Origin of the sequence: Sphaerisporangium melleum, assembly GCF_014646695.1 — a bacterium.
In the GTDB taxonomy this organism is placed as follows: Bacteria; Actinomycetota; Actinomycetes; order Streptosporangiales; family Streptosporangiaceae; genus Sphaerisporangium; species Sphaerisporangium melleum.
Genome location: NZ_BMNT01000046.1, coordinates 1 through 24903 on the forward strand (window position 1 = coordinate 1; position 24903 = coordinate 24903).

Annotated in this window: 17 protein-coding genes; 9 read left to right on the forward strand and 8 right to left on the reverse strand. The window is 71.6% G+C overall.

The genetic code is table 11. The features are described from left to right. Positions 1 to 114: 114 nt before the first annotated feature. The gene (locus IEY93_RS31635; RefSeq protein WP_229691642.1) at positions 115 to 804 is read right to left on the reverse strand and encodes an ATP-binding protein; all 690 of its coding nucleotides are present in this window, start codon (positions 802 to 804) and stop codon (positions 115 to 117) included. 1377 nt (positions 805 to 2181) lie between these two features. Between IEY93_RS31635 and IEY93_RS31640 the strand changes: the two genes are divergently transcribed. Both IEY93_RS31640 and IEY93_RS31645 read left to right on the forward strand, forming a co-directional pair. After that, complete coding sequence (locus IEY93_RS31640; protein WP_189166831.1) at positions 2182 to 3027, forward strand: helix-turn-helix domain-containing protein; 846 nt, start codon at positions 2182 to 2184, stop codon at positions 3025 to 3027. Continuing rightward, positions 3018 to 3230: a DUF397 domain-containing protein gene (locus tag IEY93_RS31645; RefSeq protein ID WP_189166832.1), complete on the forward strand. Its 213-nt coding sequence runs from the start codon at positions 3018 to 3020 to the stop codon at positions 3228 to 3230. Before IEY93_RS31640 ends, IEY93_RS31645 begins: the two co-directional genes overlap by 10 nt. A 568-nt stretch (positions 3231 to 3798) precedes the next feature. Here IEY93_RS31645 and IEY93_RS31650 read toward each other — a convergent pair. Together IEY93_RS31650 and IEY93_RS31655 are read right to left on the reverse strand one after the other, a co-directional pair. Then, on the reverse strand, positions 3799 to 5583 hold the full coding sequence (locus tag IEY93_RS31650) for a PQQ-dependent sugar dehydrogenase (RefSeq protein ID WP_189166833.1): 1785 nt from the start codon (positions 5581 to 5583) through the stop codon (positions 3799 to 3801). 238 nt (positions 5584 to 5821) lie between these two features. After that, a complete protein-coding gene (locus IEY93_RS31655) occupies positions 5822 to 8548 on the reverse strand; it encodes a ricin-type beta-trefoil lectin domain protein (protein WP_229691643.1) in 2727 nt (908 codons plus the stop codon). Here IEY93_RS31655 and IEY93_RS38785 point away from each other — a divergent pair. Beyond that, entirely contained in the window at positions 8535 to 8726 is a 192-nt protein-coding gene (locus IEY93_RS38785; RefSeq protein ID WP_229691644.1) for a hypothetical protein, read from the forward strand. The genes IEY93_RS31655 and IEY93_RS38785 overlap by 14 nt on opposite strands. A gap of 524 nt (positions 8727 to 9250) precedes the next feature. Continuing rightward, positions 9251 to 10132, forward strand: a complete 882-nt coding sequence (ypfJ, locus tag IEY93_RS31660; protein ID WP_189166835.1) for a KPN_02809 family neutral zinc metallopeptidase — start codon at positions 9251 to 9253, stop codon at positions 10130 to 10132. 215 nt (positions 10133 to 10347) lie between these two features. On the opposite strand, the gene IEY93_RS31665 is transcribed toward ypfJ, so the two are convergent. Continuing rightward, entirely contained in the window at positions 10348 to 11442 is a 1095-nt protein-coding gene (locus tag IEY93_RS31665) for a cellulose binding domain-containing protein (RefSeq protein WP_229691645.1), read from the reverse strand. 397 nt (positions 11443 to 11839) lie between these two features. Here IEY93_RS31665 and IEY93_RS31670 point away from each other — a divergent pair, with 397 nt between their 5' ends. Beyond that, entirely contained in the window at positions 11840 to 12901 is a 1062-nt protein-coding gene (locus IEY93_RS31670; RefSeq protein WP_189166836.1) for a glucose 1-dehydrogenase, read from the forward strand. Positions 12902 to 12913: 12 nt separating this feature from the next. Here IEY93_RS31670 and IEY93_RS31675 read toward each other — a convergent pair whose 3' ends face one another. The 3 genes from IEY93_RS31675 to IEY93_RS31685 form a co-directional block, all read right to left on the reverse strand. Next, positions 12914 to 13333 carry an ester cyclase gene (locus IEY93_RS31675; protein ID WP_189166837.1) on the reverse strand — a complete coding sequence of 140 codons (420 nt, stop codon included), beginning with the start codon at positions 13331 to 13333 and terminating at the stop codon, positions 12914 to 12916. A gap of 124 nt (positions 13334 to 13457) precedes the next feature. Beyond that, the gene (locus IEY93_RS31680; RefSeq protein ID WP_229691646.1) at positions 13458 to 14204 is read right to left on the reverse strand and encodes a CHAP domain-containing protein; all 747 of its coding nucleotides are present in this window, start codon (positions 14202 to 14204) and stop codon (positions 13458 to 13460) included. Between the two features lie 254 nt (positions 14205 to 14458). After that, on the reverse strand, positions 14459 to 14779 hold the full coding sequence (locus IEY93_RS31685) for an SHOCT domain-containing protein (protein ID WP_203968997.1): 321 nt from the start codon (positions 14777 to 14779) through the stop codon (positions 14459 to 14461). 261 nt (positions 14780 to 15040) lie between these two features. Between IEY93_RS31685 and IEY93_RS31690 the strand changes: the two genes are divergently transcribed. From IEY93_RS31690 to IEY93_RS31705, 4 genes are all read left to right on the forward strand, one after another. Then, positions 15041 to 15901 (forward strand): universal stress protein, encoded by an 861-nt coding sequence (locus IEY93_RS31690; protein WP_189166839.1) that lies wholly within the window; start codon positions 15041 to 15043, stop codon positions 15899 to 15901. 41 nt (positions 15902 to 15942) lie between these two features. Next, positions 15943 to 18774, forward strand: a complete 2832-nt coding sequence (locus tag IEY93_RS31695; protein WP_203968999.1) for a cation-translocating P-type ATPase — start codon at positions 15943 to 15945, stop codon at positions 18772 to 18774. Between the two features lie 119 nt (positions 18775 to 18893). Beyond that, complete coding sequence (locus IEY93_RS31700) at positions 18894 to 21329, forward strand: glycoside hydrolase family 65 protein (protein ID WP_372444536.1); 2436 nt, start codon at positions 18894 to 18896, stop codon at positions 21327 to 21329. After that, on the forward strand, positions 21326 to 22015 hold the full coding sequence (locus IEY93_RS31705) for a pyridoxamine 5'-phosphate oxidase family protein (RefSeq protein ID WP_189166841.1): 690 nt from the start codon (positions 21326 to 21328) through the stop codon (positions 22013 to 22015). The genes IEY93_RS31700 and IEY93_RS31705 overlap by 4 nt, the downstream gene beginning before the upstream one ends. An 8-nt stretch (positions 22016 to 22023) precedes the next feature. Here IEY93_RS31705 and fdhF read toward each other — a convergent pair whose 3' ends face one another. Continuing rightward, the gene (gene fdhF / locus IEY93_RS31710) at positions 22024 to 24696 is read right to left on the reverse strand and encodes a formate dehydrogenase subunit alpha (RefSeq protein ID WP_229691647.1); all 2673 of its coding nucleotides are present in this window, start codon (positions 24694 to 24696) and stop codon (positions 22024 to 22026) included. Positions 24697 to 24903: the final 207 nt, after the last annotated feature.

Consider the following 24903-nt stretch of genomic DNA (forward strand, 5'->3'; position numbering starts at 1 on the left):
CGACCAGGCAACCGCATGGTCACACCGCAACCACGACCTCGCCGCTTGACATTCAACGTCCAGGGATGTCTGACACCGCCAGGTCACCGAGCACCGTGTCTCCTGCGCGACTGGTCACCTAGGCACCGGGCTCCTGGAATGGTGGTCGGGCAGGCGCCAGCGGGCCCAGATGGTCTTGCCGAGGCCATCCGGAAGCGAGGTGACACCGGTGTCGGTGGCGAGGGCCGCGACGATGGCCAGGCCGCGACCGTGGACGGCCTCCAGGTCCAGCTCCAGATAACGCGGCTGCTCGGGGCCGTGGTCGGTGACCCGCACGCAGAAATCGCCGCCGCTGAGCCACAGCGACAGCCGGATCGGGGGCGCGCCGTGGCCAACGGCGTTGGCGAGTAGCTCCGCGACGGCGAGCACCACGTCATCGGTGAGCTCGGCCAGATCCCACGCGCCGAGGACCTCCCTCACCATGCCCCGCATCTTGCCGATCACGGACAGGTCGTGGGGAACGTCCCAGCAGACGGTACGCAGACCGCCGTCCCGCATCTCGGGCATCGGTACTCCATCGATCATCGAAGGGCCTGGACGGGCCTCGGGGAATGAATCGGCCCGGCCACTTACCCGGCCGGTAGGGCACTTGGCAGGTGACTCGTAGATCAGGCACTGCTCGGCCTCCCGCATCACCTCGCGCAGCTCGCCGACGGTGACCGCCTGGACGAGTAATGGCCACGGCACCGGCCAGGTCGCGGCGGCGTAGAACCGCCGCGAGCCCACGCCGTACCAGACCGCCCAAGTGGGCTCCAACTGGTCCAACTGCTGGGCGGCTGCCCGCTCAGCCGTATCCCACCGCCGAGGGGCGACAGTCGTGGGTGGCGTTCCCGGCCGGTGCCGCCCGCGTGCGGAAGTGCTCGGCCCTTCGCTCACCCGCCCACCTCCGTACGCCGCCGATGCCGTCCGCCCCGCACACCCCGCGTGCCCGAAGCTCGTGTCTGCCCCACCGCCCCGCCCGCCGCTCCCACTGGCTCCAAAAGCCGGTGCCGTCCAGCCGGTCCGGCGACGACGCTGTGCTCTTGCGGGCCTCCGTCGTATACGGCACCGCCGGGCCGAGCCGTATCGCCCCCGGCGGACGGGACCACGAGACGCCGCGACGGGCCGACGGTCCGAATGCCGCGCGGCGCGGACGTCCGGGTATCCGACCGCGAGGCGGGCGTCCGAATGCCCGGCGACGGAGTGGACATCCGAGTGTCCGGCCAGGAGGCGGATGTCCGTGTATCCGGCGGCAGGATCGGGCGTACCGGCCGCCGTGGAATCGGCGGGCCGGACAGGCCGAGACGCCGTCGTGCGGCCATCCGGGCCTGGACCTGGGCGGCGGTGGGCTGTTCCCACTCGTGGCGCGGACGGTGCGGAAGGCTCACCGCCTCGTGCGCGTACGGCGGGTGCCCGCACCAGCGACAGCCGAGCGGCATCGGCGGCTCGCCGGCGTGCCAGCGGACGCGGATCGCACGGACTCCCCTGCTCGGCGGGCATCCTCGACTAGGGTTCTGCATCGGATCGGACCTCCAGAGTCCGGTCAAGGGGCTTGCCCGGCCTCCACTGCCGAGGCGAGCCCCGCTTCATCTACGGGGTCAGTTCGCGTCCGCCCTGCCTGGGTGTCCAGGCAGGGCGGACAGTGCTAGGTGCGGTGGTACGGGTATCTGGGCTGTCAGCCCGCGCTGAGATTCAGAGCGACGCCTATGTCTGGTCGGGGGCTCGCCGCCATGGTCGACCAAGTCCGGGCGCGCCCCTGCCTCGTGCTGAGGCAAGGGCGATCGGCACCGTACGGGTGGCTGGTGGAGCGGCAATTCGGGCGCTGTCGCACGGTGGCTGTCCCGCGGAAGTAGGTCATCCGGCATGGCTTACCGGCGGGCGAAAAAATTGTTCCCATCGGCAGGCCGCCCACCAGTAGGAAGAGGCACCAGCCAAAGCAATCGATCACTAATCCACACCTCCTTATCCGGACATGTCCCGCTATTCCTCACGCCAGCCAACGCTCTTACGCCCCATATACGAGTGCGTCACAGCAATGGCAGCACCTTTGACCGAAGCCCTTCACAGCCTGCTCCCGACCGGCTACCTTTTGCAGTCCGACGACAGGACACCCTGAGGACGCTTTTCGTATTAGGCGACGTCCAATTGGTGTGTGATCGATGTATGACCACCGCTGATGGAGGAAGCGTGCCTGCTCCAGCCGAGCTTCACCCAAACGCCGGCCCTCTCGCATTCTTCGGTTCCGAGCTGCGGAGATATCGACAAAAAGTTGATATGTCACAGGAGGACCTAGCGGACAAAATCAACTTCAGTGCCAGTCTGGTCGGCTTCGTGGAGAGGGCGAAGCGCTTCCCCAGCCGCGACTTCGTGGAGCGCTGCGACGAAGCACTAGCCTTGAACGGTGACCTGATCCGCTTGTGGCCGCTTCTCACACGAGAAGCGAGCCCACCCTGGTTCCATGGCTGGTTGGATGTCGAACAGCAAGCGCACACGATTCGTACGTGGCAGCCGCTGGTGGTTCCCGGACTACTCCAAATTGAGGAGTATGCCCGCGCTGTCATCCGTGGTGAGCCGCACATATCCGAGGATGAGGTGACCAAGAAGCTTCAAGCTCGCATGGAGCGTCAGGCGATCTTCGCGCGCCCCACGCCGCCCATTCTCTGGGTGGTGATCGATGAGTGCGTTCTACTGCGCCCGATCGGTGGCAGAACGGTCATGCGACGGCAGTTGGAGAGGCTGCTAGAAGCAGTGGAGTCCCCGCGCATCAGCATCCAGGTGGTGCCGATGGCGCTGGGTGGCACCACCGGGATCGCTGGGGGCTTTGTCATCGCACAACTGCCGGGACGCTCAGACACGGTCTATATCGAGTCCGCGACGCATGGGTATGTTACGAATCACGCCGAAGAGGTCGAAGCCATCCACAACCGGTACGACACCATACGGATCGAAGCACATCCCCAGCATGTCTCCATCGATCGGATCAGAGAGGCGATAGTGGCATGGAGTTGAGCGAAGAACTTGCGACCGCGGCCTGGCGCAAAGCAACGAGAAGCGCATCCAACGGCGGTGACTGCCTGGAGGTGGCGCCACTGTCCGGGGGGCGGGTCGGACTGCGCGACACCGAAGCTCCGGAGAAGGCTCCGTTCGTAGTGAGCGCGAGCGTGTGGGACGCCTTCATCGACGGAGCCAAGAAGGGCGAGTTCGACTTCTGACGCCGACCCTCCCGCGACAAGGTAGCCCTTGGCCGCAGCGCTGTCACCAAGGGCTACCCAACGCTCCAATCCGCCGCGCAGCCCAGTCGCCGGGCGTGGGGCGGGCAACCCCCGAGCAGGTAAGTACAGTAACCCCTTCCACACAAAGCCCAATCACCCCAGAAACAGTCCGAAATGTCCAGTTTTTGAAAAGTGAGGAATTCCCGCCCCTGCGTCGGATAACGCCGCAGGTCAGCCACTGTGCTCCCCGCGCACGCGGGGATGGTCCCGGCAGCCTCAAACCGGACGCCGCAACCATGCGGTGCTCCCCGCGCACGCGGGGATGGTCCCGCCGGAACACCAAGGCCAAGCCGCTCGTCCGGTGCTCCCCGCGCACGCGGGGATGGCGCCAGCACCCGCTCGGCGGCCGTGCTGCGCACCTGACTGGGTAAGCGCACACCGGGCCGGAGCCGGCCGTGCTCGTCCAGCCACAGACAGCCGGTGCCGGACCATCCGGGCAGGTAGCGCGGGAGGCCGGCGAGAGTCCAGGGCCGCCCGCCCAGTCCGCCTTGATCTGCTGGCCGAGGCGTTATCTGGCCGTGCAGGTGATGGGCGACGGAGTCGCGACATTGCCGCCGGACCAGCCGACCGCGAATTTCACCGTCACCGAATTGCCCGGCGGCAGTACGCCGTTCTGGGTCATGATCACCGGGGATCCTGGCGGGTTGTAGCCGTTCCACTGCAGGTAGGTCAGTCCGCTGGGAACCGTGAAGGCGACGGTCCATGAGGTGATGGGCGATGTCCCTGTGTTGCGTACCGTCAGTTCGCCCCAGGAGGCCGTCGTGTACTGGAGAACGAACCGGATCGTCGCTTCGCAGGAGGGTGTACCCGTGGACGGCGAGGGACTGGGTGTCGGTGAAGGGCTGGGTGTCGGCGAGGGGCTGGGTGTCGGCGACGGTGACGGGCTAGGTGTCGGCGATGGTGAAGGGCTGGGCGTTGGCGAGGGGCACGGTGAAGGGCTGGGCGAAGGTGAGGGGCTAGGCGAAGGTGAAGGGCTTGGTGAGGGCGAAGGGCTGGGCGAAGGGAAGACGCTGGGGGACACTGACGGGCTGGCGGTCGGCGACGGTGACGGGCTCGGTGTCGGTGTCGGTGTCGGTGACGGTAACGGTGACGGTGACGGGGTGGGTGTCGGCGACGGGGAGGGGCTGGGTGCCGGCGAGGGGCACGGCGGAGGGCCGCCCGGCGACGGGCTGGGCGACGGGGAGACCCCCGGGCCGGACGGTGAGGGCGATGGGCAGGATGGGCCTACGGGCGGGATCCGGATGATCAAGTCGTCGCCGGGGCCCACCGTCCCCCTGCCGTCGCGGTTGCTCGTCGCCACCCAGAGCCAGCAGTCCGGACCGACCGCCACGGTACGCAGTCGGCCCACCTTTCCCTGCAGCTCGGCCACCGGAGTGCCCACCCTGTTGCCGCCGCTGACCGGCACCGTCCACAGACGCTTACCGGCGAGGGCCGCGGCGAACAGCGTGCCGTTGGCGTACGCCAGGCCGCTGGGGGACGCCTCGCTATCGTTCCAGGTCACCAGGGGGTTCGTATAGCTCGAGCTGCCGCACATGCCTTCGCAGGCGGGCCAGCCGTAGTTGCGACCCGGCCGGATGTGGTTGATCTCGTCTGTGGAGTTCTGCCCGAATTCCGTGGCGTACAGCAAACCGGCCTCGTCCCAGGCGAGCCCCTGAACATTGCTGTGGCCGTAGCTGTAGACCGGTGAGCCGGAGAACGGGTTGTCCGTGGGAACCGCGCCGTCGCGGGTGATGCGCAGGATCTTGCCGGCGAGGTTCGAGCTCTGGGCGTACGCGGGATAGCCTGCGTCGCCCGTGGCCACGTACAGCATGCCGTCGGGGCCGAAGGCGATGCGCCCGCCGTTGCGGTACTGGCCCCGGGGGATGCCGGCGAGGATCGCCTGCTGGTTCAGCGGAGCGCTGAGCCGGAACCGGACCACCCGGTTGTCGTAGGAGGTGCTGATGTACGCGTAGACCAACTGGTCCTGCGCGAACGTGGGGGAGAGCGCGATGCCGAGCAGGCCCCCCTCACCTCCGGGATACACGTTCGGAACCGTGGCCACCAGTACGGGCGAAGAGCCGGGACGCACCCGCGCGATGGTCGCGGTGTCGCGTTCGGAGACGAGGGCGCTGCCGTCGGGGAGGAAGGCCATGCCCCAGGGCACCCGCAGCCCTCCGGTAGCGACCTGTGCCCGGGTGAAGTCGAACCCGCCCGTCCCCGCGACCGCGGCGGCAGGCCGGGTCACGACGAGCGCCGTGGCGGCGATCACGGCGCAAAGGGCGATGGAGAGTGCCGAGTACAGGTGCTTGGGCATCACACGCTCCGGGGGACGGAGGCTACCGGCTGTTTCCATCGAAAGCGCCGGCCGCGCCCGGGTCAATCATCGGGCGGACACCCGCGCGCTGACCTGCGCGTACGCAGCCGGCCGAGCCCAGGGACCGGAAACTTTCACGACCTGGGACCTTGCAGGCGGCGGGCCGGAGCACCGCGGGCACCCGACGACCATAGAGCCGGGGCGGTTGCCGGCGGCAACCGCCCCGGTCGGGGGTGGGTCAGTTCCAGAGGGAGGCGTTGCCGAAGTTGGGGGGTTCGGTTTCGCTTGGTGCTCCGACCGCGTCGGTGGTGGTGATGGTGATGGTGGCGTCGGGCAGGCCCGCGGACTTCGCGGTGATGGTGGTGGTGCCGGCGTAGTAGGAGTGGAACTCGATCGCCATCTTGCCGTTGAACGCCGAGACGTTCGGGGTGAAGGTGTACGACTTGCCGCCAGGGAGGATGCCCGGGCCGCTGGTGACGGTGAGCGTGACGTTGCGGGTGTCGTTGACCCAGGCGCCCGAGGAGTTCCGCATCGTCACCACGAGCTGGGTGTCCGTGGTGCCGTCGTTGGTGATGGTGGTCGAGGAGTTCTTGCCGGCCTCCAGGGTCATCCGGGTCGCCGCTCCGCTCGTGGCCTGTTCGCGGGCCACCTGGGTGGGGTCGGCGATGTTGGTGATGCCCGACCACCTCGATTTGTTGGCCCGGTACCAGTACCACTGGTCCTTCGGCAGCCGGTAGAAGTCGATCATGCCCATCCGGGCGTAGGTGGCGCCGAAGATCGTGCCGTGGTCGAAGCCCGCCCAGATGGCGAGGCCCGCGCTTCCGGTGGTGAGCTTGTACTTGGTGCCGTCGGCCGGGTCCTTGACGTCGCCGTACGTCGGGTTGTACGTACCGGGCCGGTCGGAGGTGTAGCTCCCGTACTCCGAGACGACGTTCGGCATCCAGGTGTTGGTGATCTTCCCGCCGTCGCCGTTGTAGCCGGCGACGTCACAGACCGAGAGCTGGTCGAGCGAGCTGCGCTGCACGCCGCCCATCGCCGCCTTGCGCGTCGGGTCGAGCTGGTGGGAGTAGTCGCGCATCTTGCTCACCAGCGCCTTGGCGTTGGCCAGAGTGGAGGAGGAGGTGAAGAACACCTCGTTGCCCATGGACCAGGTGATGATCGAGGGGTGGTTGCGGTTGACCCGGATCATGTCGCGGAGGCCGTCCATGGCGCTCTGCTCGAAGGCCGCCTGGTTGGCCGCCTTCTGCGGGTAGCCGTCCGCCTGGTAGTCGTTGACGGTGCCGGTCGGCGTGGGTTCCTTGCCGGCGGTCGCGGTCGCCCAGAAGGTGGCCTCCGACCAGAACATGACGCCGAGCTTGTCGGTGGCGTCCGCGAAGGACGGGTCGTGCGGGTAGTGCGACCCGCGGATGAAGTTCATGCCGGCTTCGCGGATCTGGCGGACGTCGCGGTCGAAGCCGGAGTTGGGGACGGCGTTGGCCCAGCCGCCGTGGTCCTGGTGTACGTCGGCGCCGACGAGCAGCGTCTTGACGCCGTTGAGGTAGAAGCCGCCCACCTTCCACTGTGCGCTGCGGAAGCCGAACGTGGTGTCGTAGCCGTCCACGACCGTGCCGTCGTTGACGACGCCGTCCGGAGTGCGGTCGATCACCAGTGAGGTGGTCACGGTGTAGAGCGCGGGGTTGTTCGGCGCCCACAGGTCGAGGCCCTGCAGCATGGCGGAGGTGTTGGTGAGGGAGCCGCTCAGCGCGTCGAGCGTGGTCGTGGCCGCGGCGCCGAGCGTACGCACGGGCGAGTTGAAGGTCGCCAGCACGGTGTTCGCCCCCTGCCTGCGCACCTCCTGGCGTGCGTAGACGTCGACCGCGGCGGAGCCGTCGTTGCGGACCTCGGTCTGCGCTCGCACGTTGGAACGGCGGGCGGAGATGTTCGCACGCAGGTCGGTCTCGCTCGGGTACTGCGACAGGTCGATGTTCCGGTAGTACGCGGCGTTGCTCGTGTCCCACGTCGGGTTGGTGAGCGCGGGGGTGGTGACGAAGGTGCCGTACCAGGTGACGTGCACGTTGTCGGTGACGTTCAGGGAGACGTCGCGGTAGAGGCCGCCGCTGAACTGGTGGTCGCCGGTCCGGGGGGCGAGGTCCGGCTGCCAGCGGTTGTCCACGCGGATGGATATCTCGTTGTCACCGGTGCGGAGGGAGGTGGTGATGTCGAAGGCGAATCCGGTGAAGCCGCCCCGGTGCGTGCCGATCTTGGTGCCGTTGACCCACACATCGGTGACCGAGAACGCGCCCTCGGACTCGAGTTCGACGCGCTTGCCGTTCCAGGACGAGGGAACGGTGAAGTGCTTGCGGTACCAGCCCGCACCCGTGTAGAAGTTCTGGCCCCCGGCCGAGCCGCCCACGTCGTAGGGGGCGACGAAATCGTGGGGCAGCGCCACGGGGACCCACCGCGAGTCGTCGAAGTCGGGGTTCTGGGCCCCGGCCACATCCGAGCGGATGAACTTCCATCCTCGGTTGAAGTTGACCTTCTGCCGTGCGTTCCCGCCGGGCGACGGGCTGGTCGACGGTGTCGGGGTGGGTGACACGGACGGCGTGGGGGTGGGGGTCACGGTCGGCGTCGGGCTGGGGCCTCCGGCGGTGCTCCACTTCTGGTTGGGCTGGCCGCTACAGGTCCACAGGATGACCGCGGTCCCGTTGGCCGTGCCGTTGGCGTTCACGTCCAGGCACAGGCCCGACTGCACGCCGGTGACCGACCCGTCGGCGTTCTGCCGCCACTTCTGGTTGTTCTGCCCGTTGCACGACCAGATGATGACCTTCGTGCCGGGCGAGGTTCCTGCGGCGTTGGCGTCCACGCACCGCGTGCCGTTGAACGTACGCAGTTCACCGGCCGAGGTGAACTCGAACGCCTGGCCGGCCTGCCCGTTGCAGTCCCAGATCTGCAGGGCGGTGCCCGTCGCGTCGGTGTTTCCCGCCACATTCAGGCACCGGCCCGAGGCGGCGCTGACCAACGCCGACGCCGCCGCCGACGCCGGCGCCGCCCATGTCAGCGCCGCCGACACCATCATCAGCGCGGCGGCGATCGCGGCGAGCAAGGTTCTCCTGCGCGACGGTAAGGGGGAATGCAACGCGATCCTCCTGGGGGTGGGAGCTTGACCGCGGCGGCGGCCAAGCGGCGGCGTGCCTCGAGACTCATGTGAGCGCTAACGTCCGAGGTCCAGAGGTGGCTCCCGCTCCGATTGGCTCGGCCCGGCTACCAGAAAATTTTTCGATATCGAGGCGGAATTTTCCTGATAGGGAAGCTATGCAGCTCAGCCATCTCCGTCAATACATCCGATCAGTGCAGGGAGGGGAATCGCGCCATCGCCGCATCATGAGTACGGGACTCGGGTGCCGAATCTCCAGGTCATGACATGTCTCACGCCATCAGTGATGCAGTGAGGGAAGGCAGAGACCTCCGATGAGTACATGGAAGTTTCAGGTAATGGTCCGCTTGATTTCCTGAAAAAAGCGCACGCTCGACTGAAGGCCTACCTGTCCATCGCCCCCATCGCCACTCCGCTGCGATCATCATCGACCGGGCACGCGCATGACCGGCCGTCTCTGGCCGGATGACTCTCCGTAGCCCCTGATCGCGGCGACAATGGACGTGACGGCCGGGTGGAAAGGTAGCGACGCAGGTGGATTTCCGCGATGACGTAGATCTGGACGCATCACAGGTGGAGGACCGGGGCGGCGGCGGCTTCCCCGGTGGCCCGATCGCGATCGGCGGCGGGGTCATCGGGCTGGTGGCGCTGGTCGTGGCGCTGTTCACGGGGGTCGATCCGAGCCGGCTGCTCGGCTCCGGCGACGTCGCGCCGTCCGAACGCCGAGCGCCGGCGTCCGATCTGAGCACCGAGTGCAAGAAGGGCGCCGACGCCGACCAGTCGGAGAAGTGCCGGGTGGTCGGCGTGGTCAACAGTGTCCAAAGGTACTGGCGATCCGCCTTCACCGAGCGCGGCAAGGAGCCGTACCAGAACGCCAGGACGGTGCTGTTCACCGGAGGCGTGAACACGGGATGCGGCCAGGCGAGCTCGGCGGTCGGGCCCTTCTACTGCCCGGCCGACCGCCGGGTGTACCTCGATCTCGGCTTCTTCACCGATCTGGAGCGGCGGTTCGGCGCCAAGGGCGGGCCGTTCGCCCAGGCGTACGTCATCGCCCACGAGTACGGCCACCACGTGCAGAACCTGATCGGCACCACCCGGCGGGTGGGCGGCGACCGGCAGGGGGCGGGCAGCGCCTCGGTCCGCCTGGAGCTGCAGGCCGACTGCTACGCCGGGGTGTGGGCGAAGAACGCCGTGGACACCGGCTTCTACGAGAAGCCCTTCACCAAGGCCGACATCCAGGAGGCGCTGGACGCCGCCGCGGCGGTCGGCGACGACCGGATCCAGGAGCGCTCGCAGGGCCGGGTGGACCCGGAGGGATGGACGCACGGCAGCGCCGAGCAGCGGGTCCGGTGGTTCACCACCGGCTACACGACCGGCGCCCCCGCACGCTGCGACACTTTCGCGGGCGACATCTGACCGGGCCACCGGAGATCAGCGGGCCCTGCCCCTCGCCCCGTAGGATCTCGCCCGCCTATGGCCGTCGCACGCGGCCACGGCGGAGGTCGCCGACCGTGTCAGGCGGCGTGAAGTGCTCGATCGGGATCGACCGGCCCCTCAGATGGGACCGCCGTGCACCCCGCCGTCAGGCGGGGCACACGGCGCGGAGGACTCGCCGGCTGGAGGCCGGTGGGTCAGGGGGTGGCGCAGGTGATGGCGGCGGGGGTGGCGGCGGTGCCGTTGGCGAGGTAGCCGAACGTCGTGGTGCCGCCCGCCGCCAGGGTGCCGTTGTAGGAGGCGTTCGTGACGCTGACGGCGCCGCTGGTGCCGGTGTTGACCCCGTTCCAGATGTTGGTGATGCTCTGCCCGGAGGGCAGCGTCATGCGGACCGTCCACCCGTTGAGGGCGGCCGTGCCGTTGTTGCGCACGGTCACCTCGGCCTGGAACCCGCCGCCCCAGCTGTTCACCGTCTGGTACGTCGCGGCGCACCCGCCGCCCGGGTTCGGCGTGGGAGTGGGCGTCGGGGTCGGGGTGGGCGTCGGCGTGGGAGTGGGGGTCGGCGTCGGGGTGGGAGTGGGCGTGGGGGTGGGAGTGCCGCCGTCGATGCTGCCGGGCACCGTGCGCAGCGCGTTGTACCAGGCGGTGGCCATCTTGCCGTAGCCGGTCGCGTTGGGGTGGATGCCGTCGGCGAGGTCGGAGGTGGTCACCGCGCTGAACATGTCGACCAGGTGCACGTGGCGGCCGGCGTTGGCCCGGGTCTGCACGATGCCGGGGATGGCCGAGTTGTACGACCGGACGGCCGCCTCGGTGCCGTTCCGCGGGATGATCGTCGCCACGAACAGCTCGGCGTTCGGCGCGGTGCTGGTGATGCGGTCGATGAGGTTGGCCAGCCGGGTGGGGGCGCCACTGGCGTTGTACATGTCGTTGGTGCCGATGTGCAGCAGGATCGTCCGCGGGGTGTAGCGCTGCAGCCAGGTCACGATGTTGTTGTTGATCTGGTCGATGGTCCAGCCGGAGTGACCTTCGTGGTCGTGGTCGCCCAGGGACGACGGCCCGTTGAACATCGAGCCGACGAAGTCGACCTTGTACCCGCCGGCCACCAGCTTCTGCCACAGATCGATGCGGTATCCGCCGGGGACGTTGAAGCCGTCGGTGATCGAGTCGCCCAGCGGCATCACCCGCACCCCGCCGTTGGACTCCGCGCCCGCCGTCCCGCCGGTGAACACGGCCGCCACGACCAACGCCGCGCCGGCCATCAGACCGGCCAGCCGCCGTGTCATCCTCGCCATGGAGGTTCCCTTCTCCCGCGCCGTCGCCGTGGGCGGACGAAGACGTCACATGAATGGCTTGAGAGCGCGCGATGGCGAACACCGTCGGAGGGGCTCCGTGGGTGGGCGTCGGTAGCGGCTTCGGGCAGGAGCCAATCCCAGGGCGAGCGGCTCGTCAACGGCCCGCGACCGGGACGGCGGGCGCCGCGTCCGCGCTGGTCCGCTCACCTGCCCGGGTTTCCTCCGCGAGCCGAAGGTTTCGGGGATCGACTTGAAATTTTCAGCCCGGCGGCGGTCGATGGGGAGGTCTTGGACGTGTGCTGACGGATTCCGGCGGCCGGCATCGCCCGCCGCTGGTCCGGCCGGTGACACGGTGCGTATACGCCGACCGGCGGACCGCCACAGAGGGGACGAGGCGATGCAGGCACTGACCGTCATCCCGCACGCCGCCGGCTCGCTCGCGGTGCGCGAGATCTCCGCTCCCGAGCCGGGCGCGGGTGAGCTGCTCGTCGAGGGACTCGCCGTCGGGGTGTGCGGCACCGACAAGGAGATCGTCGCGGGCCGGTACGGGTGGGCGCCGCCGGGGCGGGAGCGGCTGGTCATCGGGCACGAGTCGCTGGGCCGGGTCGCGCACGCGCCCCCGGACTCCGGCTTCGCCGCGGATGATCTCGTGGTGGGCGTCGTGCGCCGGCCCGACCCGGTGCCGTGCGGCGCGTGCGCGCACGGGGAGTTCGACATGTGCCGCAACGGCCGCTACACCGAGCGCGGCATCAAGGAGCTCGACGGCTACGCGAGCCGGCACTGGAAGGTGGAGACCTCCTACGCGGTCCGGCTCGACCCCGCGCTGGCCGAGGTCGGCGTGCTGCTGGAGCCCACCAGCGTGGTGGCGAAGGCGTGGCAGCAGGTGGAGAAGGTCGGTTCACGGGCCTGGTTCGAGCCGCGGACGGTGCTGGTCACCGGGGCGGGGCCGATCGGCCTGCTGGCCGCGCTGCTGGGCGTGCGGCGTGGCCTTGAGGTCCACGTCCTGGACCGGGTGACCGAGGGCCGCAAACCGCGGCTCGTCGCCGGGCTCGGCGCCACCTACCACTCCTCCGGGCTCGCGGCCGCCGTCGAGAAGGTCCGGCCGGACGTGGTGATCGAGGCGACCGGGGCCGCGCAGGTCGTCTTCGACGCGATCGCCGCCACCGCGTCGTACGGCGTCGTCTGCCTGACCGGCGTCTCCCCGGCCGGCCGGGCCATCACCATCGAGGCGGGCACCCTGAACCGGGAGATCGTGCTGGAGAACGACGTGGTCATCGGGTCGGTCAACGCCGGCCTCGGGCACTACGCGGAGGCGGCCCGCGCGCTGGCGGGCGCCGATCTCGGCTGGCTGAACGGTCTCATCACCCGCCGCGTCCCGCTGTCGCGGTTCCACGAGGCGTTCACCCCCGAACCCGACGACGTGAAGGTCATCATCACCCTCGACGCGCCCGCGCGGTGAAGGAGCGCAGGGTCAGGGGAGTTCGAGGCCGAGTTGGGCGTAGATCTCGAGCTGGTCGTAGTACTCCCGGTTGGTGATGATCTGCCCGTTCTCCACGTGCACGATGCCGGTGCCGCGGATCGCGATACGGCGGCCGGTCGGGTCCAGCAGGCGACCGCTGGACAGGAGGAACGGCCCGGTGTGGGTCCCGGTGGCCGTCCACTCGGTGGCCGCGGAGTCACCGTAGGACAGGATGTGCCAGTTGGTGATGCGAAGGTCGGCGAACGCGGCGATGAGGTGTTCGTAGTACCAGACGATCTGCTCATGACCCTCGGCGACGCCGGCCGGTGAGACCAGTACGGCGTCCGGGTGGTGGCAGGTGCGCACGGCGGCCATGTCGTGCGCGTTGAGCGACTGGACCAGGCATTCTTTGACCTCTCGGGCGTCCTGCACGAGAGACCTCCTCGCTGGTAGGCCGGTGACGTGTGGTCCGCGATGGCCCCTCGACGGTGCCCCGGCCGGCCTCTTGCGGAGCACTACCCCTCTGACATGCGACGATACCCCTTGTGCCGGACGCTCAGGCGTCGTCGCCGCCGCGCCAGAGGGCGAGGCGGCGGGGCCGGTGGCGGCGGTGCCTGCCGCCGGAGACGGCGGAACGCCGGGTGCGGGCCATCTGGTTCATGACCAGGGCGGACCCGAGGAGGAGGGTCACCACCCCGCTCGCCAGCGCCGCGCTCTGCGCACCCGGCCACTCGAACACCGGGTGGCCGCCGATGACCCCGGCCGCCGCGGCGTTGGAGCCGCCCGTCCCCTCGCCTCGCAGCACCAGGACGTCGGGTCCGGAGCCGGTCTTGTTCTCCATGACCTTGCGCGGCAGCCCGTAGCCGACCACTTTGCTCTCGTCGCGCACCTTGCGCTTCAGCCACACCTTGTCGACGTTGCCCTCGATGGTGTGGATCTTCCCGTCGTCCGCCACCTTCTCGACCACGCCGACGTGGTCGATCGCCCCGACCTTCTTGGAGCCCGACCAGTCGTAGAAGACGATCGCGCCCGGCTCGGGGGTCTCGGACCACGCGTTCTGAGCCTTGAACCAGTTGGCGTGGGACGGCGTCCAGGCGAACGTGCCGACGTAGTCCCGGACTCCCGCCTTGTCGGCCGCCCAGGCGATGAACATGTCGCACCAGGGGGCGTTCTTGTACTGCGGGTCGCGGTCGATGTTCTCCGCGTACCAGTCGCCGAATTTGGTGTGCTGCCCTGCCTTCTCCCGGTATCCCAGCTCCGAGCGCATCGCTTCGAGCAGGCCGTCCGCGATCGGATCCGCCACCCCGGGGTCCCCTCCGTCCATCCGCCCATCGGGAGGCCACGCCGGTCCCGCTCAGGAACGTTCCGACCGTGCCGCCGACCGGCCGCGTCGTCGCGGCCTCTCCCACAGATCGCGGGCCCCGCTCACCGAATCTCCCCGGCAGGGCCCGCCCACGGCGACCGGCTCAGCGGCCGGTCACCCATATAGCACTGTAAAAGATGATTTACGAAACGACGCCGGAAACGACGAAAGGATCTCGCCGGCCCGCGGCCAGGTCACGCCCGCGTGCCGGGGCCGGAGACCCGCCCTCTCTGCAAGATGTCGAGCCGCGCGCGGTACTCCTCGGTGTCGATCTCACCCCTGGCGTAGCGCTCGGCCAGCAGCTCCTCGGCCGACGAGAACCCCTGCGGCGGCGCGGCCCGCTCGCCGCGCGGTGCGCCCGTGAAGGCGCGGACGAGCAGCACGATGCCGGCGATCAGCAGCCCCCAGAAGGCGATCATGCCGAGGGCCATCAGGGTGTACCCCCAGCCGCCCATCCCCCATCCGTCCCAGTCCATCATCACGATCACCCCGGCCGATCTGGACGTGCTCTCCATCCCTCACGATCGGCCGCCGCCGAGGGGGCCGAGAGAGGCCAATGTCACACACAGCCCCGGTCATTGGTCACCAAAGCCCGTGGCGGCGTCCGGGGCGGGAGAAGCCCGGGAAGGCAGAGTCCATCGGGGCCGGGAGAGAGGACTTTCGGCGGCTCCGCCAAAGGCCGCGGCGGTGGTGGAGTGAGGACGACGGCGCTGCTCGGACGGGCGCGCCGGCCGGGATCCGGCCGCGAAGGCAGGCCGGCGGCGCGGAGGTGGCCCATGGGAAGACCGGTCGTCGTCGGAACCGACGGCTCCGCGTGCTCGTCCACCGCGGTGTCGTGGGCGGCGCGGGAGGCCCGGCTGCGCGGGGCGCCGCTGCGGGTGCTGTACACCGCGCTCCGCTGGGAGTACCACCTGCCGCTCGTCCCCCAGCCCGCCTCGTGGGGCCCGGCGGCCGAGGCCGCGGCGCGTCACATGCTGGACGAGGCGGTGGCGCTCGCCCGGGAGGCCGGCCAGGGGGTCGAGGTCACCTCCGCCGTCATGGACGGCGCCGCGCAGGACGCGCTCACCCTGGCCTCGCAGGACGCCCAGCTCCTCGTGGTGGGCCATCGGGGACGCGGCGGCCTCACCGGGCAGTTGCTCGGGTCGGTCGCCCGGCACCTGGCGGCCTGCGCCGCCTGCCCGGTCGTCATCGTGCGCGGCGAGGAGCCGGGCGGTGGCGGCGAGGTCGTCGCCGGGGTCGCCGGACGGCCGGACGACGCCGCCGTGCTGGAGTTCGCCTTCCAGGAGGCCATGCTGCGGCGCGGCCGGCTGCGCGCCGTGCACGCCTGGACGCATCCCGCGCTGCGGGGCCCGGGGGACATGCAACCGCTCGTCTACGACATCGACGCCGTCGGCGAGGAGGAGGCGCGGTTGCTCGCCGAGACGCTGGCCGGATGGCGGCGCAAGTACCCCGACGTGGACCTGATCGAGGACGTGGTGCGCGCCCATCCGGGCGAGGCGCTCCTTTCGGCGTCGCGGGGTGCCGGCCTGCTGGTCATCGGGGCCCGTTCCGGCCTGCGCGCGGTCTTCGGCCTCGGCGGGACGGCGCACGCCGTCATCGGCCACGCGACGGTGCCGGTCGCCGTCGTCCGTCCGTGACGGGGTCTGTCATGGCGCGCCGCGGACACCGCGAACCTGAGGTGAGATCAGGGGAACCGGGCCGGGTCACCGGAGCACAGGAGGGCTCGGACGGACCGGCCGGCGCGGCTCCCATCGAGGCGCAGGCCGGCGCGGGGACGGATGTGAGCGGGGAGCCGCCGACGGTCGATCCGACCGAGCGGGTGGAACTGCTGCTACGTGACCTGCGCAGCAGCCGATCGGGCCTGCCCTCGCGGGAGGCGGCGCGGCGGTTCATCCACTACGGCGCCAACGAGATCCGCCGCCGCGGCGGCCGGCGCTGGCCGCGCGAGCTGCTGCTGCAGTTCACCCACCCGCTGGCGCTGCTGCTGTGGCTGGCGGCGGCCCTGGCGTGGGCGGCCGGCATCATCCCGGTGGCGGTGGCGATCCTCGTGGTGATCGTGATCAACGCGGTGTTCGCGTTCGTGCAGGAGGTACAGGCCGAGCGGGCGGTCGAGGCGCTCGCCGCGTACCTGCCCGCGCAGGCCAAGGCGCTGCGGGACGGGCGGGTCCAGGTGCTGCGCGCCGCCGAGCTGGTGCCGGGCGACGTGCTGGTGATCGAGGAGGGTGACCGCATCTCCGCCGACGCGCGCCTGCTGGAAGGCGGCATCGAGGTGGACCTGTCGGCGCTCACCGGCGAGGCGATGCCGGTGTTCCGCTCCGCGGACCTGGCCGACACCGGGGTGGGGCTGCTGCAGGCCCGTGACCTGGTGTTCTCCGGCACCACGTGTACCGAGGGAGCGGCGCGCGCGGTGGTGTTCGCCACCGGGATGCGCACGGAACTCGGCCGCATCGCGGCGCTGTCGGAACGCGTGGAGCGCGAGGAGAGCCCGCTGGAGCGCCAGGTACGCCGGGTGGCGTGGCTGATCGCGGCGATCGCCCTCGCGCTGGGAGTGGCGTTCATCCCGATCGCGGCCTTCGGCGCGCACCTGCCGCTGGGGGACGCGGTCGTGTTCGCCGTCGGCCTGCTGGTCGGGAACGTGCCGGAGGGCCTGCTGCCGGTGATCACCCTGGCCCTGGCGCTCGGCGTACGCGGGCTGGTGCGCCGGGGCGCGGTGGTGAAGCGGCTGAGCGCGGTGGAGACGCTGGGCTCGACCAGTGTGATCTGCACCGACAAGACCGGCACGCTCACCGAGAACCGCATGCGGGTCACCACGGTGTGGACCGCCGCGGGCGACCACGTCCTCGCCCCGGCAGAGCGGCGGGCGGGGCGGGACGCGGCGGCCGGCGGGCTGGCGGTGGTGATGGCGGCGTGCAACAACGCCCAGCCCGGGGCCGCGGGCGGGCTGGTCGGCGACCCCACCGAGGTGGCGATGCTGGAGGCGGCGCGCGTGCTGGGCGACGGCCGGCCCGGTACGCGCCTGCGGCAGTTCCACTTCGACCCGGTGCTGAAGCGCATGTCGACCGTGGACGAGCGCGACGGCGGGGTGTGGGTGGACACCAAGGGCGCGCCGGAGGCGGTGCTCCCCCGCTGCGCCACGATCATGGAAGCGGACGGCGTGCGGGCGCCGCTGACCGCCGAGCGCCGCCGTGCCGTCGAGCGGGTGGTCGACGCCCGCGCCCGGCAGGGGCTGCGGGTGCTGGCGGTGGCCGAACGGCCCCTCGCCGCAGACCGTCCCCCGCCGGAACGGCGTGACGACGCCGAGCGGGAGCTGACCCTGCTCGGGCTGGTGGCCATGCAGGACCCGCCCCGGCCCGGCGTGGCCGAGGCCGTCGCGCACTGCCACTCCGCCGGCATCCGGATCATCGTGGTCACCGGCGACCACGCGCTGACCGCGGCGGCGATCGCCGCGCAGGTGGGCATCGTCGGCGACCACCCGACCGTGGTGACCGGGGACCGGCTGGACCGGATGAGCGAGGACGAGCTGGACACGCTGCTGCGCGATCACCACGAGCTGATCTTCGCGCGCAGCTCGCCGGAGGCCAAGCTGCGCATCGCCGACGCCCTGCGGGCCGAAGGGCACGTGGTGGCGATGACCGGGGACGGGGTCAACGACGCCCCGGCGCTGCGCCGGGCGGACATCGGGGTGGCCATGGGCCGCTCGGGCACCGACGTGGCCCGTGAGGCGGCCACCATGGTGCTCACCGACGACGACTTCTCCACCATCGTCGCCGCGGTCAGGTCGGGCCGGCAGGTCTACGACAACATCCGCAAGTTCATCTGCTATATCTTCGCCCACAGCACTCCGGAGATCGCGCCGTTCCTGGTGTTCGCGCTGGCCGGCGGGGCCGTGCCGCTCCCGCTGACGGTGCTGCAGCTGCTGGCCTTCGACGTGGGCACCGAGACTTTGCCCGCTCTCGCGCTGGGCCGCGAGCCGGCCGAGCCGGGGATCATGAAGCGCCGCCCGCGCAGGCGCTCCGAGGGGGTGATCCGCGGGTCGATGCTGGTGCGGGCCTGGCTCTTCCTCGGCGTGATCTGCGCGGCGCTCACGCTGGCCGGTTTCTTCTACGTGCTGCTGCGGGCGGGCTGGCGGCCGGGCGACCCCACCGGTCCCGGCACGCCGCTGAACCACGCCTACCGGCAGGCGACCACGATGACGTTCCTCGGCATGATCGCCGGGCAGGTCGGCACCGCGTTCGCCGCGCGGACCGAGCGGGCGTCCCTGCGTTCCATCGGCCCGTGGTCCAACCCGCTGCTGCTGTGGGGGATCGTCTTCGAGCTGGCGCTGGCCGCCGTGCTCATCTACGCGCCGCCGTTCCAGGCGCTGCTCGGCACCGCGCCGTTGAGCGCGGACATGCTGGCGTTCGTCGCCCCGTTCCCGGTGATCGTGTGGGGCGCCGACGAGGTGCGCCGGTGGGTGCTGCGCCGCCGCGAGGACCGGGATCGGCAGGGCGCGGCGAGCGTCCCGGGCTGACCGGGGGCGAAATTTCGCCAAAGAAGCGGCTCTGCCTGGGCAAATGGGGCGGTGGAGAGGTGAGCGGGAACCAAAGGCAGGGGATGACAGCCGGTGTGATCCACAGGTGTGGCACGTTCGTGGATGACGAGGGCGGGACCAAGCGGGAGCCGGCCGGTGCCCGGATGACCCCATGGACGCTGGTCTACGACCGCTTCGACCCGGTGGAGGAGCGACGCCGGGAGACGCTGTGCACCCTCGGCAACGGCTACTTCGCCACCAGGGGCGCCGCGCCCGAGTCCAGCGCGGACGGCGTCCACTATCCGGGCACCTACGTCGCGGGCTGCTACAACCGGCTGACCTCCCGCGTGGCGGGGCGCGCGGTGACCAACGAGGAGCTGGTCAACGTGCCGAACTGGCTGCCGCTGGCCTTCGCCACCCCCGGCTGCGCCTGGTTCCACACCGGCACCGACACCCTCCTGGACTTCCGGCAGACGCTCGACCTGCGGCACGGCGTCCTGTACCGCCTGCTGCGCTACCGCGACGGGCACGGCCGGGTGACGCTGGTGCGGCAGCGCCGCATCGTATCCATGGCCGACCCCCATCTGGCCGCGCTGGAGACGACCTTCCTCGCCGAGAACTGGTCGGGGATCATGCGGGTGACCGCCGCGCTGGACGGCTCGGTGGTCAACGGCGGCGTCGAACGTTACCGGGGGCTGCGCGGCGACCACCTGGTGGACCACGCGACCGGGCGGCGGGAGGCGGTGACCTGGCTGCGCGCCCGCACCAGCGAGTCGGAGATCACCGTCGCGCTCGCCTCGCGGGTGCGGACCGGCGCCGGGCCCGGGGAGATCGTCCAGGCGCCGGCCCGCATCGCCACCGAGCACGAGATCTCCCTGGAGCAGGGACGGCCGGCCGTCGTCACCAAGACGATCGCGCTCGCGACCTCCCGCGACCACGCCATCGCCGACGCCCGGTCGGCGGCGGTGCGGCGGGCCGCGCTCGCCCCGGGCTTCGGGCACCTGCTGGCCCGGCACCGGCTCGCCTGGGCGCGGCTGTGGCGGCGGGCCCGGCTCCAGGTGGACGACCCGGCGGGGGCGCGCATCGTCCACCTGCACACCTTCCACCTGCTGCAGACCCTCTCCCCGCACACCGCCGACCTCGACGTGGGCGTGCCGGCCCGCGGGCTGCACGGGGAGGCGTACCGGGGGCATGTGTTCTGGGACGAGCTGTTCGTGCTGCCGTGGCTCAACGTGCGCTTCCCCGAGACCGCCCGCGCCCTGCTGCGCTACCGGTGGCGCCGGCTGCCCGAGGCCAGGGTGCACGCGCGTGCCCTCGGCCTGCCCGGGGCGCTGTTCCCCTGGCAGAGCGGCAGCGACGGGCAGGAGGACACCCAGCTGCTGCACCTCAACCCGCGTTCGGGCCACTGGACGGCCGACAACTCCCACCTGCAGCGGCACGTCGGCCTGGCGATCGCCTACAACGTGTGGCAGCACTTCACCGCCACCGGGGACCTGGAGTTCCTGCGGACGTTCGGCGCCGAGCTGCTGGTGGAGATCGCCAGGTGCTTCGCGGGGCTCGCCCAGCGTGATCCGGCGACGGGGCGGTACGAGATCCGCGGCATCATGGGGCCCGACGAGTACCACGACGCCTACCCGGGCGCCGCCGCCCCCGGGCTGGACAACAACGCCTACACCAACATCATGACCGTGTGGCTGCTGCTGCGCGCGCGGCGGACCCTCGCCCTGCTGCCGGTGCGCGACCGGGCCGACCTCACCGCCCGGCTGGAGCTGTACCCGGCGGAGCTGGAACGGTGGGAGCAGATCACCCGGCGGATGCGGGTCGACTTCCACGACGGGGTGATCAGCCAGTTCACCGGGTACGCGGGCCTGCTGGAGCTCGACTGGGAACGCTACCGGGGCGTGCGCCGGCTCGACCGGGCCCTGGAGGCCGAGGGCGACAGCCCCAACCGGTACCGCGCGTCCAAGCAGGCCGACGTGCTGATGCTGTTCTACCTGCTCCCGGCGCGCGAGCTGCTCGGCATCCTGCGGCGCCTCGGCTGCCCGCACGAGCCGGAGCTGGTGCCGCGGACCGTCCACTACTACCTGCGGCGCACCTCGCACGGCTCGACGCTGAGCGCCGTGGTGCACGCCTGGGTGCTCTCGCGCTCCGACCGTCCCGGGTCGTGGCGGTTCTTCACCGAGGCACTGGGCAGCGACGTCAACGACGTCCAGGGCGGCACCACCTCGGAGGGCGTCCACCTCGGCGCGATGGCGGGCACGCTGGACCTGGTGCAGCGCTGCTACCTCGGCCTGGAGATCCACCGGGACGGGCTGGGGCTCAACCCGCTGCTGCCCGAGCCGCTGGCCCGGCTGTCGCTGCCGCTGCGCGTGCACGGCGCCTGGCTGACCATCGACGTCGACCACGACCGCGTGCTGGTGTGCCGGGGCGACGACGGGCCGGAGCTGCTGAACGTCGTCGTGCGCGACCAGAGCGCCGAGGTGGGACGGGAGACCACCTGCTACTTCCCGGCCCGCCAGCGGCGGCGGGCCCATGAAAGAGGGAGAGGACCATGACACAACGGGAGTCCCGGCAGCAACGGGCCAAGAGCGCGCCGGGCGATCTCGGGCGCCGGGTGGCCCACCTGCGGGAGCGCCTCGGACTCACCAGGGAGCAGGTCGCCGAGCGGGCCGGCATGGCGCCGGGGTTCGTGGGCTACCTGGAGGAGCGGACGGCGACGCTGGACGAGGGGAGCCTGCTCCGGCTGGCCGCCGCCCTGGAGACCACCTGCGAGGAGCTGCTGGGCGGCGAGGTGGAACGGCCGCCCGGCCGGGGGCGTCCGCCGGCCCATCCGGCGATGGAGCCCCTGGACGCGGACGAATGCCTGCGCCTGATCTCTCCCGGCGGCATCGGCCGGGTCGCCTTCGCCGGCCCCGGCGGCCCCACCGTCCTGCCGGTCAACTACCTGCTCCAGGGCGGGGTGATCGTCTTCCGTACCCAGGCCGGCGGGCCGATCGACCAGGACCTGCGCACCGGCGTGCGGGGCGTCGAGATCGAGATCGCCTTCGAGGTCGACCGCATCGACGACGCCCGGCGAGGCGGGTGGAGCGTCCTCATCCGGGGCCCGGCCCACCACATGGCGCCCGAGGAGTTGCCCGAGGTGGCCGGTGCCGCGGTCCACCCCTGGGCCGGCGGCCCGCGCGAGATCTACGTACGGGTCGTGCCGCGGCAGATCACCGGCCGCCGCATCGAGGGCTTCTGACTCACGGATCAGCCGGGGATCAGCCGCACCGCGGTGACCTTGTACTCCGGGCAGGAGGTCACGGTGTCGGCGTGGCCGGAGGTGAGGGTGTTGACCCCGCTCGACGGGAAGTGGAAGGCGCAGAACACCTGCCCGGGGGCCATCTGGCCGGTGAGCCGCGCGGTCAGCTCGGCCCGGCCGTGCCGGCTCTCCACCGCGACCGGTTCCCCGTCGCGCACGCCGTACCGCGCGGCGTCGCCGGGGTTCAGGTCGAGCAGGTCCACCCCGTCCAGCCGCAGGTTGCCGCCGCGCCGGGTCATGCTGCCCGAGTTGTAGTGGGCCCAGCGCCGCCCGGTGACCAGGACCAGCGGGTAGCGGTCGTCCGGCTCCTCCCCCGGCGGGAGGTAAGGGACGCTCGCCAGGCGGGCGCGGCCGTCCGGCGTGGCGAAGCGCTCGCGGTACAGCGCGGCCTCCCCCGGCGCGCCGGGGTCGGGGCAGGGCCAGGGGACGGCCCCTTCGCGGTCCAGGCGTTCGTGGCTGAGCCCGGCGAACATCGGGACGACCCGCCCGCATTCGGCCAGCGCGTCCGCCGGGGTGCGGCAGCCGAGATCGGCGCCGAGGGCGGCGGCGAGGGCGTGCACGACGGCGAAGTCGGTCACCGCCTCACCGGGCGGCGGGAGTGCGGGCCGCACTCGCTGGAAGCGGCGGTCGAAGTTGACGAACGTGCCGTCCTTCTCCAGCCAGGAGGCGACCGGGAACACGACGTCGGCGCGCCGCGCGGTGTCGGACAGGAACAGTTCGTTGCACAGGACGAGCGGGCAGGCCGTAAGCGCCGCGGCCACGCGGTCGGCGTCGGGGTCGGTCGCGCACACGTCCTCGCCGATGACCCACAGCGCCCGCAGGGTCCCGGAGCGGGCGGCGGCGAACATCTCCGGGATGCGCAGGCCGGGCCGCTCGGGCACCGGGGCGCCCCAGGCGCGGGCGGCCCGCTCGCGCGCCGCGGCGTCGGCCACCGGCTGGTAGCCGGGCAGGACGTCGGGCAGCGCGCCCATGTCGGAGGCTCCCTGCACGTTGTTCTGGCCGCGCAGCGGACTCAGCCCGTACCCGCGGCCGGTGCCGGCCGCGCCGCGCAGGATGGCCAGGTTGGCCAGCGCGCGCACTCCATCGGTGCCGTGCAGGTGCTCGGTCACGCCGAGCCCGTAGAAGATCGCCGGACGCTCGGCGCGCCCGTACAGCCGGGCGGCGGCGACCAGGTCCCCGGCCGGGACGCCGGTGATCGCGGCCACCCGGTCGGGCGGGTAGCCGGCGAGCAGCGCGGTCAGCTCGGGCAGCCCGGCCGCCCTGCGCCGCAGGAAGTCCTCGTCCACCAGCCCTTCGGCCAGCAGGACGTGGGCCAGCCCGTGGAACAGGGCGACGTTGGTGCCGGGCCGGGGCCGCAGGTGGACGTCGGCGTACCCGGCCAGCCCGACCGTACGGGGGTCGGCGACGATCAGGCGCGCCCCGCGCAGCGTCCGCTGGAGCAGCCTGGCCCCGACCACCGGGTGCGCCTCGGCGGGGTTGGCGCCCACCACCAGCAGGCAGTCGGCCAGCTCCGCCTCGTCGAAGACGTCGGTGCCGCCCGGCAGGCCGAACGAGGCGGTCAGCCCGGCCGCCGACGGCGAGTGGCACAGCCGTGAGCAGTTGTCGACGTTGTTGGTGCCGATCACGACCCGCATGAACTTCTGGACCAGGTAGTTCTCCTCGTTGGTCGCCCGGGCCGAGGAGATCGCGGCCACCGCGTCCGGGCCGCCGGCGGCGACGGCCGCGCGCAGGCCGTGCGCCGCGAACTCCAGCGCCTCGGCCCACGACACCGGTTCCAGGCGGCCCCGCCGCCGCACCAGGGGGCGGGTGAGCCGGTCGGGCGAGCGGACGAAGCCGTGGGCGAACCTGCCCTTGACGCAGGCGTGCCCGCGGTTGACCGGGCCGTCGTGGCAGGGCAGGACGGCGGTGACCTGCTCGTCCCGGGTCAGCACCTCAAGGGCGCAGCCGACGCCGCAGTAGCCGCAGGTGGTCCGGGTGCGGGTCAGGTCACCGCGCGGCGCGCCGACCGGCAGGCCCGGCTCGGTGAGGGCGCCGGTCGGGCAGGTGTCCACGCAGCCGCCGCAGGCCACGCAGTCGGAGTCCAGCCAGGCCCCGCCGGTGCCCGGGGTGACGACGGTGTCGGCGCCCCGGCCGGTCAGGGTGAGGGCGAAGGTGCCCTGGACCTCGGCGCACATGCGCACGCACCGGCCGCAGGCGATGCACAGGTCGCGGTCCAGATGGACGTACGGGTGGCTGTCGTCGCGGCCCCGCCCGCCCTCTGCCTGGGCGGTCTCCGGGACGATGCCCAGCGCGTGGCAGACCCGGGCCAGCTCGCTCGCCTCCGGGCCGCCTTCGAGCGCGCGGGGCGGCAACGCCGAGACGGTCAGCTCGACGGCGGCGCGGCGCAGCGCGAGCAGCTCCTCGCCCGCGACCTCCACATGGGTGTCCTCGTCCGCCGGGGTGACGCACGCGGCCACGACCGCGCCGCCCGCGCGCACCAGGCACGCCCGGCAGGAGCCCGCCGGGGTGAGCCGGTCGTCATGACACAGGGCCGGCAGGTCGAGCCCGGCCGCGCGGACCGCGTCGAGCAGCGTCGCCCCGGCCGGCACCGTGACCGCGATCCCGTCGACACCGACCCTCACCGTGCCCACCCACCAGGCCGCTCCCCGGTGCCGCCCTGCCGCGCAGGGCCAGGCCCGAGGCCGTCCCAGATCCCAACGGCAGCCCGCATCGGCCGCGTTCCCCGGAGTCCACCGCCCGGCGACACCGGGTCCATTCCGCCGGGCCCGCACCCGATCCGGCGCCCACCGTCCGGCCTCACCAGGCCCTCCCTGTCGAACCGGAACCCG

Bases quoted from the DNA above. Each gene is read 5' to 3' on its own strand.
- IEY93_RS31650 (WP_189166833.1), bottom strand. From the start codon at position 5,583: ATGCCCAAGCACCTGTACTCGGCACTCTCCATCGCCCTTTGCGCCGTG.
- IEY93_RS31665 (WP_229691645.1), bottom strand. From the start codon at position 11,442: ATGGCGAGGATGACACGGCGGCTGGCCGGTCTGATGGCCGGCGCGGCG.
- IEY93_RS31645 (WP_189166832.1), top strand. From the start codon at position 3,018: ATGGAGTTGAGCGAAGAACTTGCGACCGCGGCCTGGCGCAAAGCAACG.
- IEY93_RS31640 (WP_189166831.1), top strand. From the start codon at position 2,182: ATGACCACCGCTGATGGAGGAAGCGTGCCTGCTCCAGCCGAGCTTCAC.
- IEY93_RS31670 (WP_189166836.1), top strand. From the start codon at position 11,840: ATGCAGGCACTGACCGTCATCCCGCACGCCGCCGGCTCGCTCGCGGTG.
- IEY93_RS31690 (WP_189166839.1), top strand. From the start codon at position 15,041: ATGGGAAGACCGGTCGTCGTCGGAACCGACGGCTCCGCGTGCTCGTCC.
- IEY93_RS31685 (WP_203968997.1), bottom strand. From the start codon at position 14,779: ATGGAGAGCACGTCCAGATCGGCCGGGGTGATCGTGATGATGGACTGG.
- IEY93_RS31705 (WP_189166841.1), top strand. From the start codon at position 21,326: ATGACACAACGGGAGTCCCGGCAGCAACGGGCCAAGAGCGCGCCGGGC.